The sequence below is a fragment of the Zestomonas carbonaria genome (genome assembly GCF_904061905.1).
Lineage (GTDB): Bacteria > Pseudomonadota > Gammaproteobacteria > Pseudomonadales > Pseudomonadaceae > Aquipseudomonas > Aquipseudomonas carbonaria.
On sequence record NZ_CAJFCI010000058.1, the window covers coordinates 1 to 14200 of the forward strand.

The 14200-nt window shown below is 67.4% G+C and carries 11 protein-coding genes; 8 read left to right on the forward strand and 3 right to left on the reverse strand.

Going from position 1 to position 14200, the window contains the following annotated elements; all coding sequences use genetic code 11:
- Positions 1–289 precede the first annotated feature (289 nt).
- A complete protein-coding gene (phaR, locus tag PSEWESI4_RS14690; RefSeq protein ID WP_187671957.1) occupies positions 290–811 on the forward strand; it encodes a polyhydroxyalkanoate synthesis repressor PhaR in 522 nt (173 codons plus the stop codon).
- A 34-nt stretch (positions 812–845) separates the two neighbouring features.
- Here the strand turns inward: phaR and phaP are convergent, their stop codons facing one another.
- Entirely contained in the window at positions 846–1421 is a 576-nt protein-coding gene (gene phaP, locus PSEWESI4_RS14695; RefSeq protein ID WP_187671958.1) for a TIGR01841 family phasin, read from the reverse strand.
- A 318-nt stretch (positions 1422–1739) separates the two neighbouring features.
- Between phaP and PSEWESI4_RS14700 the strand changes: the two genes are divergently transcribed.
- Genes PSEWESI4_RS14700 through PSEWESI4_RS14710 form a run of 3 tightly spaced genes read left to right on the forward strand, consistent with a single transcriptional unit; the run spans position 1740 to position 6348 of the window.
- Complete coding sequence (locus tag PSEWESI4_RS14700) at positions 1740–4202, forward strand: DUF3141 domain-containing protein (RefSeq protein ID WP_187671959.1); 2463 nt, start codon at positions 1740–1742, stop codon at positions 4200–4202.
- Positions 4199–5137, forward strand: coding sequence for a bifunctional enoyl-CoA hydratase/phosphate acetyltransferase (locus PSEWESI4_RS14705; RefSeq protein WP_187671960.1), 939 nt, complete (start codon positions 4199–4201; stop codon positions 5135–5137). Before PSEWESI4_RS14700 ends, PSEWESI4_RS14705 begins: the two co-directional genes overlap by 4 nt.
- On the forward strand, positions 5134–6348 hold the full coding sequence (locus tag PSEWESI4_RS14710) for an acetate/propionate family kinase (protein WP_187671961.1): 1215 nt from the start codon (positions 5134–5136) through the stop codon (positions 6346–6348). Before PSEWESI4_RS14705 ends, PSEWESI4_RS14710 begins: the two co-directional genes overlap by 4 nt.
- 223 nt (positions 6349–6571) lie before the next feature.
- Here PSEWESI4_RS14710 and PSEWESI4_RS14715 read toward each other — a convergent pair whose 3' ends face one another.
- Entirely contained in the window at positions 6572–7600 is a 1029-nt protein-coding gene (locus PSEWESI4_RS14715) for an AraC family transcriptional regulator (protein WP_187671962.1), read from the reverse strand.
- A 232-nt stretch (positions 7601–7832) separates the two neighbouring features.
- Between PSEWESI4_RS14715 and phbB the strand changes: the two genes are divergently transcribed.
- The 3 genes from phbB to phaC all read left to right on the forward strand — a co-directional run bounded on the left by phbB (position 7833) and on the right by phaC (position 11586).
- Positions 7833–8579 (forward strand): acetoacetyl-CoA reductase, encoded by a 747-nt coding sequence (gene phbB / locus PSEWESI4_RS14720; RefSeq protein WP_187671963.1) that lies wholly within the window; start codon positions 7833–7835, stop codon positions 8577–8579.
- Between the two features lie 29 nt (positions 8580–8608).
- Entirely contained in the window at positions 8609–9787 is a 1179-nt protein-coding gene (locus PSEWESI4_RS14725) for an acetyl-CoA C-acetyltransferase (RefSeq protein ID WP_187671964.1), read from the forward strand.
- Between the two features lie 98 nt (positions 9788–9885).
- Positions 9886–11586, forward strand: a complete 1701-nt coding sequence (phaC, locus tag PSEWESI4_RS14730) for a class I poly(R)-hydroxyalkanoic acid synthase (protein ID WP_187671965.1) — start codon at positions 9886–9888, stop codon at positions 11584–11586.
- A gap of 27 nt (positions 11587–11613) precedes the next feature.
- On the opposite strand, the gene PSEWESI4_RS14735 is transcribed toward phaC, so the two are convergent.
- Entirely contained in the window at positions 11614–12513 is a 900-nt protein-coding gene (locus tag PSEWESI4_RS14735) for a LysR family transcriptional regulator (RefSeq protein WP_187671966.1), read from the reverse strand.
- Between the two features lie 149 nt (positions 12514–12662).
- Between PSEWESI4_RS14735 and PSEWESI4_RS14740 the strand changes: the two genes are divergently transcribed.
- Positions 12663–14186 (forward strand): CoA-acylating methylmalonate-semialdehyde dehydrogenase, encoded by a 1524-nt coding sequence (locus PSEWESI4_RS14740; protein ID WP_187671967.1) that lies wholly within the window; start codon positions 12663–12665, stop codon positions 14184–14186.
- The last annotated feature ends 14 nt before the right edge of the window (positions 14187–14200 follow it).

Consider the following 14200-nt stretch of genomic DNA (forward strand, 5'->3'; position numbering starts at 1 on the left):
TCTCCCGGGGGGGAGAGGGGAGTATCCGTGCGTGCCGTCGGGCTCCGTGCTTTCCCGCCACGCCGTTCTTCCCCCTCTCCCTCCGGAGCGGGGCGCGTAGCCAGGGTTGGGGTGAGGGGCGGAATCGATCCCCTAAGCGTGCCTCCCGTATACAGGAAAGGGAGGCCCCTACCTGAGCTTCTTCACTGCCCCACACCCAAAGCCACCCGCCCCAACCCCGACGGAACCGGCGGGAAACACCCGATACTGGAGTACACTGCTCCTGCTCGTTGCCCCGCGTGAGAAACCCATGCCAGACAAGAATCGCCCGCGCCTCATCAAGAAATACCCCAACCGCCGCCTGTACGACACCCACAGCAGCAGCCACGTGACCCTGGCGGACATCCGGCAGATGGTCATCGACGAAATCCCCTTCCAGGTCGTCGATGCGAAAAGCGGGGAAGACCTGACCCGCAGCATCCTGATGCAGATCATCCAGGAGGCGGAAAGCGACGGCGAGCCGATCTTCTCCAGCGACATGCTCAAGAGCATCATCCGCTTCTACGGCCCCTTCCAGGGCATGCTCGGCAGCTACCTGGAAAAGAGCATCCAGACCATCATCGACATCCAGACCCAGACCGGCGTGCAGTCCTCGCAGGCGTGGAGCGAGTTCATGCACAAGCAGGTGCCGGTGATGCAGAACCTGATGGAGCAATACATCGAGCAGTCGAAGAACCTCTACCTGAACACCCAGAACCTGTTCGGCCTGTTCGGTGGCGTGCCTCCCGGCAAGAGCGGCCCCGACAAGAAAAAAAATGGCGACGAGGAGTGATCCTCGTCGCCATCGCCGGCCAACGCTTTAGCGATTACGCCTGCTTGCGCGAACCACCCGCGGCCTTGCCCGCTTCGCGAGTCGCCTGACCGGCGGCGGAGGCTGCCGCGGCGATGCCGCTCTCGGCGATCTCGGCGGCCTGCTTGGCCGCCTTCTGCGCGCTTTCATAGACGCTGCTGGCGGTCTCCAGGGCCGACTTGAACACCGCCACGGCCGGCTCCGAACCAGCCGGCGCGTTCTTGGCGATCACCTCGACCAGTTCCTGCGCCTGCTTGGCGCCCGCTTCCACCTGGCGCTCGGCGAGCTTGGCGATTTCCGCCTGGGTGCCGGAAATCAGCTCGTACACCTGGCGATTGAATTCCAGGACGCGCTCGGCCTGGGCAGTGGGCTGGGCGAAGGACGCCTGCCACTCGACGAATGCCTGCGGGTCGCGGATCGACACCAGCTTGCGCAGGCTGTCGAACTGCGCGTCGGCCGTCGCCCTCAGCGCCTTGAGTTGCAGTTGGCCGAGCTGTTCGGCGCCTTCGAACAGCTTGCCGCTGATCTGTTGCAGCAGGTCGAGGTTGGCTTTTTGGGCCTTGTTCAATTTTTCCGTATCGAATAGGGACATGATCGAGTCTCCTGGGCAGTGGGCGGCCGTCTGGCCTGATTCCGCATGTGCCGGCTCGATTGCGCCGCATGGCATCCCCGCCACAGGTGATCGAGTCGAATGAAAAACGCCGTGCGCCTCTTCCGGAGGTGGAGCACGTCTCGATTGTTGCACCGCAAAAAAGCCATGACAAGAAAATATTTTTGCAGTGCAAAAAATTCTTTTGCCTGACGTCCCACCTTTGGCTATAAGGAAGCCTCTGCCGCGTCATTCACCCCGGATCAGACAGCCTCGCCAAGTACGGGCATGCGCTCCGGCAGCCAGAAACGGGAGACGGTCATGGCCCAAAAGGCTTATTGTGCAAAGCAGGAAGACAGCTTCTCATCCTTCCACAACCTGTTCGATCACCTGGGCCAGTTGCACCGACTGCACCTGGACATCGTGCTCGATGCGCTGGGCCAGCGTCAGAAGACGGTCCTCGCCCCCGTGCGCGCGGGCCAGTTGCGCCAGCCGAGCGCCGGCCAGTGGTGGGAATACATGGTCGACCTGGGCCAGCGCACCCTGCTGTTCTGGGACACCCTGCGCCAGCGCGGCGACAACACCCTGGCCCACGAACGCGCCGGCTACCCGCTGGTGCTGAAGTTTCCCTACGAGGTGCTGATCGACGGGCGCGACCTGCACCATCCGGTCAACTATTCCCTGCTGCGCATCCTCCCGGGGCCTGACCAGCCGGTGGACGAAGGCCGCCGCCCGGTGATCGTCGTCGATCCGCGTGGCGGCCACGGCGCCGGCATCGGCGGCTTCAAGCAGGATTCGGAAATCGGCGAGAGCCTGCGCGCCGGGCATCCCACCTACTTCATCTCCTTCAGCCATGCGCCCGAACCGGGCCAGACCCTGCTCGACATCGCCGAGGCCGAGGCGCGCTTCATCGAGGCGGTCGGCGATCGCCATCCCGCCGCCGGAAAGCCGGTGGTGATCGGCAACTGCCAGGCCGGCTGGGCGTTGATGGGGCTGGCGGCGGCGCGTCCGGAACTGCCGGGCCTGGTGATCATCAACGGCGCACCGCTGTCCTACTGGGCCGGGGTCAACGGCCGCAACCCGATGCGCTACGCCGGCGGCCTGCTCGGCGGCGCCTGGATGACCCGGCTGGGCAGCGACCTGGGCAACGGCCGCTTCGACGGCACCTGGCTGGTCAGCAACTTCGAGAGCCTCAACCCGGCCAATACCCTGTGGAGCAAGTATTACGACCTGTTCCGCGAGATCGACAGCGAAGCGCCGCGCTTCCTCGAATTCGAGCGCTGGTGGGGCAGCCCCACCCTGCTCAACAGCGAGGAAATCGAATCCATCGTCGACGACCTGTTCATCGGCAACCGGCTGGCCAGCGGCTACGAGCGGCGCAGCACGAGCATCGACCTGCGCCGCATCGAGGCGCCGGTGGTGGTGTTCTGCTCCTACGGGGACAACATCACCCCGCCGCAGCAGGCGCTCAACTGGATCGCCGACGTCTACCCCAGCGACCTGTCCCTGCGCAGCGCCGGCCGCACCATCGTCTACCTGCGCCATGCCAGCGTCGGCCACCTGGGCATCTTCGTCTCCGGCAAGGTCGCGCGCCGCGAGCACCGCCAGTTGCTGGGCGCGATCGATGCCATCAGCCTGCTGCCGCCCGGCCTGTTCGAACTGGTCATCGACGACATTCCGGGCCAGTCGCCGGGCGAGCCCACGGAATATGCCGTGCACTTCGAGCCCAGGAAGATCGCCGACATCCTCCGCGACGACGAGGACGGCCGCGACGACGAGCGCGAGTTCGCCCTGGTGCAGCGCGTCTCGGAGCTCAACAGCACACTCTACGACTGGCTGGTACGGCCATGGATGCGGCGGACCGTCAACGAACCCCTCGCCGACCTGCTGCGCCGGCTGAACCCCTTCCATCAGCGGCAGGTGGCCTGGAGCAGCCTGAACCCGGCGCTCTGGTGGCTGGCGGGCACGGCCGCCCTGACACGGGAGCACCGCCGCCCGGCCCCGGCGGACAACCCGTTGTTCGCCTGGCAGGAGTGGTTCTCCAGCCAGGTGGAGGCACAACTGGACACCTACCGGGACATCCGCGACGCCGCCCAGGAGATGACCTTCCATGCCTTCTACGGCGGGCTCAGCACGCTGACCGGCGGCAAGCGGCCGCGCTCCCAGGAGGAGCGTGTCCGGCAACGGGACAAGGCGCTGGTCGACCGCCTGCATGACGCCCTGCCGCGCGGCGGCAGCCTGGAGGGGCTGGCGCGCATCCTGTTCCTGCTCGGCCACGTCGGCGGCAAGATCGGCAAGGAGCGCATCGAACAGCTCGCCCAGCAGAGCCGGATGCTGATCGAGCAGTTCGACATCGACCCGCTGACCCTGCGCGACACCACTCACCTCCAGGGCCTGCTGGTCTTCGCCCATCCAGAGGAAAGCCTGAAGACCCTGCCCCTGCTGATCCCCGTCGAAGAGCGCCAGCGAGTGCTCGACGCCGTCGTCCACCTGGTGCCGGAGCTGCTGGTCGCCGAAGGACCGGTCGGCGAACTCTGGCGGGAACTGCACCGCGTGCTGGAACGCCCCCTGCCCGGCTTCGCCCTCGCCGCGCCACCGGCGCCAGAAGCCACCGCGAAGCCGGCCGCGCCAGCCAAGCGGAAAACCACCAGGGTCGTGCCATCGGCCAAGCCGCAACCGGCCGCTCCCGAACCGCCGGCCCCCGCAGCGACAGACGCCGCCCCCGCCAAGGCGCCGAAGCGCAGTCGGCCGGTACGCGGCACGGGGAAAGGTGAAAGCCAATGAGCCAGGATCACTACGCCGAGCTGTTGCAACGCTGCGCCAACCTGCCACCCCTGCCCACGGCCGTGGTCCACCCCTGCGAGGCCGGCGCCCTGCGGGGTGCGCTGGAAGCTGCCCGGCAGGGGCTGATCGCGCCGATACTGGTCGGCCCCCGGCACAAGATCGAGGCCACCGCCACGGCCGCCGGCCTGACGCTCGGCGACCTGCCGCTGGAGAACGTGCCGCACAGCCACGCCGCCGCCGAGCGTGCCGTCGCCCTGGTCCGCGAGGGCCGCGCCGGGATGCTGATGAAGGGCAGCCTGCACAGCGACGAACTGCTCCATGCGGTGCTCGCCAGGGACAGCGGCCTGCGCACTGAACGGCGCCTGAGCCATGTGTTCGCCATGAGCGTGCCCAGCTACCACAAGACACTGTTCGTCACCGATGCCGCGGTGAACATCTTTCCCGGCCTGGACGACAAGGCGGACATCTGCCGTAACGCCATCGACCTGCTCCACGCCCTCGGCGTCGAGCGGCCCAAGGTCGCCCTGCTGTCGGCGGTGGAGACGATCAACGCCAAGCTACCGTCGACCCTGGAAGCCGCGGTGCTGGTGGTGATGTCGCTGCGCGGACAGATCCAGGGTGCCCTGCTCGACGGCCCTCTGGCCTTCGACAACGCCATCAGCGCCGAGGCCGCGCGGATCAAGGGCATCCAGTCGGAAGTCGCCGGCGACCCGGACATCCTCCTGGTCCCCGACCTGGAGGCGGGCAACATCCTGGCCAAGCAACTGATCTACCTGGCCGGAGCGGAGTCCGCCGGGCTGGTGCTCGGCGCCCGGGTGCCCATCGTCTTCACCAGCCGCTCCGACAGCCCGCGCTCGCGCATCGCCAGTTGCGCGCTGGGCGTGTTGCTGGCCGAGGCCCGGCGGGCCGCCCTGGCCCTGGGAGTGACGGCATGAGCCTGCCCGGTGGCGAGCGCATCCTCACCGTCAACGCCGGTTCGTCGAGCATCAGGATCGGCCTGTTCACCGGCCATCCCGAACACGAGGCGCCGACACCGAGGGCGCGCGGCAAGCTGGACGGCATCGGGATACGCCCCCGCCTCCAGGTCGTCCTGGCCGACGGCACCCACCTGTTCGACCAGACCTTCCCGGCCGAACAGGTCGCCGACATGCAGGCCGCTTTCCGCCTGGTGGACCTGGCGCTGGCCAACGGCCTGCGCGGCGAGCAGCCGGCACTGATCAGCCACCGCGTAGTGCACGGTGGCGGCCTGTTCAGCGCACCAGTGCGTGTGGATCGCCCAGTGCTGGACCAGTTGCGCGCCTTCGAACCCCTGGCGCCGCTGCACCAGCCCTACAACCTGGCACCGATCCAGGCGGTGCTCGATGACATGCCCGAGTTGCCCCAGGTCGCCTGCTTCGACACCGCCTTCCATGCCGGACGCGACGAACTCAGCCAGCTCTTCGCCCTTCCCTATCCACTGTACGAACAGGGCATACGCCGCTACGGCTTCCACGGCCTGTCCTTCGAATACGTCAGCCTGCGCCTGGCCGAGGTGGCGCCGGAGATCGCCCGCGGCAAGGTGGTGATCGCCCACCTGGGCAGCGGCTCCAGCCTGTGCGGCATCGAGGGTGGACGCAGCGTCGAGGTGACCACCGGCTTCAGCGCCCTGGACGGCCTGCCGATGGGCAGCCGCTGCGGCGCCCTCGATCCCGGCGTGCTGCTCCACCTGCTGGCCCGGGGCGAGGATGCGCGAAGCCTGGAGGAACTGCTCTATCGCCGCTCCGGGCTGCTCGGCATCTCCGGAGTGAGCAGCGACATGCTCGCCCTGCGCGCCAGCCAGGAACCCCACGCCCGGTTGGCCATCGACCACTACGCCTATCGCATCGCCCAGGAGGTCGGACGGCTGGCCGTCAGCCTCGGCGGGCTGGATGCGCTGGTGTTCACCGCCGGCATCGGCGAGAAGGATGCCGAACTGCGCGCTCAGGTGGTGGAACGCCTGGCCCCGCTGTTCGACCTGCGCCTCGACGCGGACGCCAACCGGCGCAACGCCGAGCGCATCTCCAGCGCGGACAGCGCCCGCTCGCTGCTGGTGATCGCCACCGACGAGGAAAGCATGCTCGCCCGGCATGCTTGGCGGTTGTATCGGGATGGGCGGTCTTTGGGCTAGGTTCCAGCCAGGCCATGACTTGCAATGACACTCCGCCCCTCACCCCCGGCCCCTCTCCCAGGGGGAGAGGGGAGTATCCGTGCGTGCCGCAGGACTCCGTGCTTTCCCACTGTGTCGATCTGCTCCCGCTCCCTCCGGAGCGGGGGGTGTAACCAGGGTTGGGGTGAGGGGCGGACTTGATGACCGCCCCTAGAGCTGCGTGGAAGCCAAACTCCATCAGCCCTCAAGCCACCGCACAATCCCCCTCACGCCCTCCAGCCCGATAGCGCCCGGGCGACATGCCGAACCAGCGCAGGCAGGCCTTGTGGAAGCTGCTCTGGTCCTTGAAGGCCAGAAGTTCGCCCACGCGAGTCAGGTCGTACGGGCAATGCCGCAGGTAGTAGTCGGCCATCTGTCGCCGGGCATCGCTGAGGATGTCCTTGAAGTTCGCCCCTTCCCTGGCCAGCCCTCGTTGCAGCGTGCGCTTGCTGATGCACAGGGCCATCGCGATGGACTCCATGTCGCAGGCGCCCTGGTTCAGGCTCTCGATGACCATGGTCTGTACCCGGGCGCTGTAGGAGCCGCCGTACAGTTGCCGGAGGCGGAATTCGGCGAAACGCCCATGCAGCAACGCCATCACCTCGTTGGCGGTACTCAGCGGACGCAGCAGTTCATGCCGGTCGAACAGGATGCTGGTGTGCCGCGCGCCGAAATGCAGCGGGCAAGCGGACAGCTTCTGGTACTCGGCGGTATCCGCCGGCTCGTCGTAGGTGAAGGTGAGCTGTCGCGGCTGCGGCTGGCCCTCCCCGGTCAGCCAGCGGCAGAACCCCAGCAAGGCGGCGACCCCGGCATCCTCGAACTGCCTGGGCTGGGGATAACCGTCCTGGGGATGTTCCGCGAAGGACAGGCGCAGCAAGGCGCGGCCCTCCGGAGCCAGGGTCACGGAGAAGCCGCTCCCGATCAACGGGGAAAAGCGCGACAGTTGTTCCAGCGCCACCTTCATGTTCGGGCTGGACATCATCACGTAGCCCACCATCTGGAAGCTGCCCGGCAGGAAATGCGCATGGGCCCGCAGGCCTATGCCCGGATTGCCGGACTCCAGGGCGGCAAGCTCCATCAGCCTGTAGGCGTCCTGCCGCCTGAAGAATGCATCCGCCTGCCCGAGCTGGCCCATGTCCAACCCCGCCTCGCGACACAATCGCGAGGCATCCAGGCCCTCCGCGCGCAACATATTCACCAATAACGCCACGCCACCCGCGCTGACCCGATACATGACCGATGCTCCTCCCGTTTGCGAAGGACTGCTCACCTCCTCGTTTCGTCCCGATACTAATCACGCCCCTCGCCCATCTACTGATCCAGATCAATACCGAACCGAATGTCCGTGACCGGCCGTCCTGTCACCGAAGGACAATCCAGCGTCGCCCCGGAACATTGTTCAGCCCTTCCCGCTGCCAGACACTGCCCTGGCAGCACACTCACATTCACATCGGGGGGGACGGCCAATGACCGATTCAGCTCGCATCGCACTGGTCACTGGGGGAATGGGCGGCATCGGCACGGCGATCAGCCAGCGCCTGCACCGCGAGGGTTTCACCGTGGTGGTCGGCTGCAGTCCGGCATCCAGCCGCAAGAACGACTGGATAAGCCGGCAACAGGAGGCCGGTTATCACTTCCACTGCGTGGACTGCGACATCACCGACTGGGAGAGCACGCGCCAGGGCTTCGAGCTGGTGCGGGAGAGCGTCGGCCCGATCGACGTGCTGGTGAACAACGCCGGCATCACCCGCGACGCAACCTTCCGCAAGCTGACTCCGGAAAACTGGCGCGCGGTGATCGAGACCAACCTCAACGGCCTGTTCAACACCACCAAGCAGGTCATCGACAGCATGCTGGCGCGGAACTGGGGACGGATCATCAACATCTCCTCGATCAACGGCCAGCGCGGCCAGTTCGGCCAGACCAACTACTCGGCGGCCAAGGCCGGCATCCACGGCTTCACCATGGCGCTGGCGCGGGAAGTGAGCGGCAAGGGGGTGACCGTCAACACCGTCTCTCCCGGCTACATCCAGACCGACATGACCGCCGCCATCCGCCCGGACATCCTCGAAGGCATGATCGCCGGCATCCCGGTCGGGCGACTCGGCCAGCCCGAGGAAATCGCCTCCATCGTGGCCTGGCTGGCCTCGACGGAATCCGCCTATGCCACCGGCGCCGACTTCTCGGTGAACGGCGGCATGAACATGCAGTGACCACGATTCCCGACCCCGAGAGGTGAACCATGACCGACGTGGTGATAGTCGCCGCAACCCGTACCGCCATCGGCAGCTTCCAGGGCTCGCTGGCGGACGTTCCCGCCCCCGAGCTGGGCGCCGCGCTGATCCGCGCCCTGCTGGAAAAGACCGGCATCGCCGCGTCCGCAGTGGACGAGGTGATCCTCGGCCAGGTCCTAACCGCCGGCGCCGGACAGAACCCGGCGCGCCAGGCGGCGATCGCCGCTGGCCTGCCCGCCGAAGTACCCGCCCTGACCCTCAACAAGGTCTGCGGTTCCGGACTCAAGTCCGTGCACCTGGCGATCCAGGCGATCCGCTGCGGAGACGCCGAGCTGGTCGTCGCCGGCGGCCAGGAGAACATGAGCCTGGCGCCCTATGTGTTGCCGAAGGCGCGCACCGGCCTGCGCATGGGACATGCGCAACTGCTCGACAGCCTGATCCAGGACGGCCTGTGGGACGCCTTCAACGACTACCACATGGGCATCACCGCCGAGAACCTGGTGGAGCAGTACGGCATCAGCCGCGAACAGCAGGACGCCTTCGCCGCCGCATCCCAGCAGAAGGCGCTGGCCGCCATCGAGGCCGGGCGCTTCGCCGACGAGATCACCCCGGTCCTGATCCCGCGGCGCAAGGGCGATCCGGTGGCCTTCGCCATCGACGAACAGCCACGCGCCGGCACCACCGCCGACGCCCTGGCCAAGCTCAGGCCGGCGTTCAAGAAAGACGGCACGGTGACCGCCGGCAATGCCTCGACCCTCAACGACGGCGCGGCCGTGCTGATCCTCGCCAGTGCCGCCAAGGCCGAGGCCCTGGGCCTGCCGGTCCTGGCCAGGATCAAGGCCTACGCCAGCGCGGGGGTCGATCCGTCGATCATGGGCATCGGCCCGGTGCCGGCCACCCGCCGGACACTGGAGAAAGCCGGCTGGAGCCTGGCCGACCTCGACCTGATCGAAGCCAACGAAGCCTTCGCCGCCCAGTCGCTGGCGGTCGGCAAGGATCTCGGCTGGGACGCGGCGAAGGTCAACGTCAACGGCGGCGCCATCGCCCTCGGCCACCCCATCGGCGCTTCCGGTGCGCGCATCCTGGTCAGCCTGCTGCACGAGATGATCAAGCGCGATGCGAAGAAGGGTCTCGCCACCCTGTGCATCGGCGGCGGCCAAGGCGTGGCCCTGGCCATCGAGCGCTGAACGACACCCGCGTACGGCACCCGCCATCGACCCTCGTACCACCAGGACCGGCCGCCCCGCGATCGGGGCGGTGCTTGCCGTTTGCCAGGGAGCCCCGCATGGACAACCCGCACACCTTCAATGCCTATTGGTCGGGCCAGGCCCCGTTCGTGGCCAGCCTGGTGCTTCAGCAACTGCGCCTGTGGATGGCGCGGAACCCCTGGTTCAGCGACTACGACCAGAGCCGCTGGTTCGAGGTGCCGGCCGAGCAGCTCGACCACCTGCAGAGCGACTACCAGCAGGAATGGCTCGCCCTCGCCCAGCAACTGCTGACCCTGCGGCCGTTCGACTTCAGCGACCGCCGCTTCGCCGGCGCCAACTGGAGCGAACCGATGTTCGGCTCGCTGGCCGCCTTCTACCTGCTCAACTCCGGCTACCTGCTCAAGCTGGCGGCCCTGCTGCCCATCGACGTGGAAAAACCACGCAAGCGGCTGCACTACCTGGTCGAGCAGACCGTCGCCGCCAGCGCGCCGAGCAACTTCCTGCCGAGCAACCCCGACGCCCTGCAACGGCTGGCGGAGACCGGCGGCGCCAGCCTGTTCACCGGCCTCCTCCACCTGCTCGGCGACATGCGGGAAGGCAAGCTGCGCCAGTGCGACGCCGGCGAGTTCGAGGTGGGCGTCAACCTGGCGATCACCCCCGGCGAGGTGGTGTTCGAGAACCACATCTTCCAGTTGATCCAGTACCGGCCGCTGACCGAGACCCAGTACCGGACGCCCCTGTTCATCGTCCCGCCGGCGATCAACAAGTACTACATCCTCGACCTGCGCCCGGAGAACTCCCTGGTCCGCCACCTGCTGGAAGAAGGCCACCCGGTGTTCCTGATGTCCTGGCGCAACTTCGGCCAGGAGCAGTCCGGCCTGGACATGGACGACCTGATCCAGGACGGCGTGATCGCCGCACTACGGGTGGTCCGCGCGATCAGCGGCGAACGGCGGCTCAACTGCGTGGGCTTCTGCATCGGCGGCACCATGCTGACCAGCGCCCTGGCGATACTCGCCGCCCGTGGCGACCGGGACATCGCCAGCCTGAGCCTGCTGGCGACCTTCCTCGACTACCTCGATACCGGCCAGATCGACGTGTTCATCGACGAACAGATGGTGAGCTACCGCGAGCGCACCATCGGCGGCCAGGGCGGCCCCACCGGCCTGTTCCGGGGCGAGGACATGGGCAACACCTTCTCCCTGCTGCGCCCCAACGAACTGTGGTGGAACTACCACGTCGACAAGTACCTCAAGGGCCAGAAGCCGCCCGCGCTGGACCTGCTGTTCTGGAACAACGACAGCACCAACCTGCCCGGCCCCATGTACTGCTGGTACCTGCGCCACACCTACCTGCAGAACGACCTGAAGAGCGGCGAGCTGGAGAGCTGCGGCGTCAAGCTGGACCTGCGGCGCATCGAGGCGCCCGCCTACATCCTCGGCACCCAGGACGACCACATCGTGCCCTGGCACAGCGCCTACGCCAGCACCGCCCTGCTGAGCGGCCCCTGCCGCTTCGTCCTCGGCGCCTCCGGGCACATCGCCGGGGTGCTCAACCCGCCGGCGAAAAACAAACGCCAGTACTGGACCAACGCAGACACGCCGGCCAGCCCGGACGATTGGTTCGCCAGCGCCGAGCAGCACCCCGGCAGTTGGTGGACCGACTGGTTCGCCTGGCTGGCGGCCCAGGCCGGCAAGCGCAGGCAGGCCGTCGAGCGCCTGGGCAGCGCCGAGTACCCGCCCCTGGAGCCCGCTCCCGGTCGCTACGTCAGGGAATGAGCGCTGGCCCGCGATGGGCCGGCCGCCTCAGACGCCCGGCCGGCTCATCAGCACGTCCTGGCTGGCGGCGGCCTTTTCGCGCAGGAAGTTCCAGGTGGTCTTCATCCGCGCGATGTCCTTCAGCTCGATGGGCATCAGCATCCAGAAGGTGCGGGTGAAGGCTATCTGCTCGCCGAGCACGCAGTGCAGCCGCGAGTCGGCATCGGCGGCGAAGGCCGGGAGAATGGCGATCCCCGCCCCGGCGGCGGCCGCCTGCTGCTGGGCGAGGATGCTGGTGCTGCGCAAGGCGATGTGCAGGGGCTTGCCGATCTCGTCGAGGTAGAACAGCTCCTTGCTGTACAGCAGGTCGTCGATGTAGCTGACGAAGCTGTGTTCGCGCAGGTCGTCCCGGCCGCGTATCGGCGGATGGCCCGCCAGGTAGTCGGCCGAGGCGTACAGCCGGAGCACGTAGTCGGTCAGCCTGGTGATGATGAACGGCCCGCGCTCCGGGCGCTCCAGGGTGATCACGATGTCCGCCTCGCGCCGCGACATGTGGAGCATGCGCGGTACGGCGAGCAGGTCGATGCCGAGGTTGGGATAGCGCCTGGTGAGCTCCGCGAGCTGGGGCGCCAGCATCATCGCCCCGTAGCCCTCGGTCGTGCCGATGCGCACGTGGCCGGAGAGGCTTTCCTGCTGGTCTTCGCGGGTCCTCTCGATGGCCGAGAAGGCGCTCTCCATCGCTTCGGCCTGCGGCAGCAGGTCCCGCCCCGCCTCGGTCAGGCTGTAGCCGCCGGTACTGCGCAGGAACAACTGCGCCTCCAGGCTCTTCTCCAGGGCCTGCACACGGCGCGCCACGGTGGTGTGGTCCACGCCCAGGCGGCGCGCGGCAGCGGTCAGCCGGCCGGCGCGGGAAAGTTCGAGGAAATAGCGCAGGTTGTCCCAATCCATCCGGCGGCCCCGCTCGCTGTGCAAAAATGCAGAATAGCCTTGCACGAGATCGCATTGCTACCAGCAAAAACGCACTGCTAGGATCGATGGAAAGGGTTTCGACGCCGATGCCCTCCGCATCCACTCTCAAGAGGCTGGAGACAAGAACAATGACAGCGCAAGCCAATACCCGGAACGCCATTCCCACCGTCAAGCTGCTGATCGGCGGTGAGCTGGTCGAATCCACCACCCGCGAGTGGCGCGACGTGGTCAACCCGGCCACCCAGGAAGTTCTCGCCCGCGTGCCCTTCGCCACCGTCGAGGAAATGAACGCCGCGGTGGCCAGCGCCAAGGAAGCCTTCAAGACCTGGCGCAAGACCCCGATCGGCACCCGCGCGCGGATCTTCCTCAAGTACCAGCAACTGATCCGCGAGAACATGAAGGAACTGGCGGCGATCCTCACCGCCGAACAGGGCAAGACCCTGGCCGATGCCGAAGGCGACGTGTTCCGTGGCCTGGAAGTGGTCGAGCACGCGGCGGGGATCGGCAACCTGCAACTCGGCGAACTGGCCAACAACGTGGCCGGCGGCGTCGACACCTATACCCTGCTGCAACCGCTGGGCGTGTGCGCCGGCATCACGCCGTTCAACTTCCCGGCGATGATCCCGCTGTGGATGTTCCCGATGGCCATCGCCACCGGCAACACCTTCGTCCTCAAGCCCTCCGAGCAGGACCCGATGGTGACCATGCGCCTGGCCGAACTGGCGCTGGAGGCCGGCATCCCGGCCGGCGTGCTGAACGTGGTGCACGGCGGCGCCGAGGCGGTCAACCTGATCTGCGATCACCCGGACATCAAGGCGGTGTCCTTCGTCGGCTCGACCCGGGTCGGCACCCACGTCTACAACCGCGCCAGCCAGGCCGGCAAGCGCGTGCAGTGCATGATGGGCGCGAAGAACCACGCGATCATCCTGCCCGACGCCAACAAGGAACAGACCCTCAACAACCTCGCCGGCGCGGCCTTCGGCGCCGCCGGGCAGCGCTGCATGGCGCTGTCGGTGGCGATCCTGGTGGGCGAGGCGCAGAGCTGGCTGCCGGAACTGGCCGAGAAGGCCAGGTCGCTCAAGGTCAACGCCGGCGTCGAGCCGGGCACCGATGTCGGCCCGCTGGTCTCCTGCTCCGCCTTCGAGCGCGTCAGCGGCCTGATCGAGCGCGGCGTGGGCGAAGGCGCGGAACTGGTGCTGGACGGTCGCAATCCGGAGGTTCCCGGCTATGCCAAGGGCAACTTCGTCGGCCCGACCATCTTCTCCGGCGTCACGCCCGAGATGACCATCTACAAGGAAGAGATCTTCGGACCAGTGCTCTGCGTGATGGCGGCCGACAGCCTCGACGAAGCCATCGAGCTGATCAACGCCAACCCGAACGGCAACGGCACCGCCATCTTCACCCGCTCCGGCGCCGCCGCCCGGCACTTCCAGGAAGAGATCGACGTCGGCCAGGTAGGCATCAACGTGCCGATCCCGGTACCGGTGCCGATGTTCTCCTTCACCGGCTCGCGCGGCTCCAAGCTCGGCGACCTCGGCCCCTACGGCAAGCAGGTGGTGCAGTTCTACACCCAGACCAAGACGGTCACCGAACGCTGGTTCGACGAGAACGAAGTCGGCGGCCCGGTGAACACCACCATCAACCTCAAGTGACGACCCGGGCCGGC

Coding starts and splice junctions, on each gene's coding strand:
- phaC (WP_187671965.1), top strand. CDS start 9,886: ATGGACAACCCGCACACCTTCAATGCCTATTGGTCGGGCCAGGCCCCG.
- PSEWESI4_RS14740 (WP_187671967.1), top strand. CDS start 12,663: ATGACAGCGCAAGCCAATACCCGGAACGCCATTCCCACCGTCAAGCTG.
- phbB (WP_187671963.1), top strand. CDS start 7,833: ATGACCGATTCAGCTCGCATCGCACTGGTCACTGGGGGAATGGGCGGC.
- PSEWESI4_RS14705 (WP_187671960.1), top strand. CDS start 4,199: ATGAGCCAGGATCACTACGCCGAGCTGTTGCAACGCTGCGCCAACCTG.
- PSEWESI4_RS14700 (WP_187671959.1), top strand. CDS start 1,740: ATGGCCCAAAAGGCTTATTGTGCAAAGCAGGAAGACAGCTTCTCATCC.
- PSEWESI4_RS14735 (WP_187671966.1), bottom strand. CDS start 12,513: ATGGATTGGGACAACCTGCGCTATTTCCTCGAACTTTCCCGCGCCGGC.
- phaR (WP_187671957.1), top strand. CDS start 290: ATGCCAGACAAGAATCGCCCGCGCCTCATCAAGAAATACCCCAACCGC.
- PSEWESI4_RS14715 (WP_187671962.1), bottom strand. CDS start 7,600: ATGTATCGGGTCAGCGCGGGTGGCGTGGCGTTATTGGTGAATATGTTG.
- phaP (WP_187671958.1), bottom strand. CDS start 1,421: ATGTCCCTATTCGATACGGAAAAATTGAACAAGGCCCAAAAAGCCAAC.
- PSEWESI4_RS14725 (WP_187671964.1), top strand. CDS start 8,609: ATGACCGACGTGGTGATAGTCGCCGCAACCCGTACCGCCATCGGCAGC.
- PSEWESI4_RS14710 (WP_187671961.1), top strand. CDS start 5,134: ATGAGCCTGCCCGGTGGCGAGCGCATCCTCACCGTCAACGCCGGTTCG.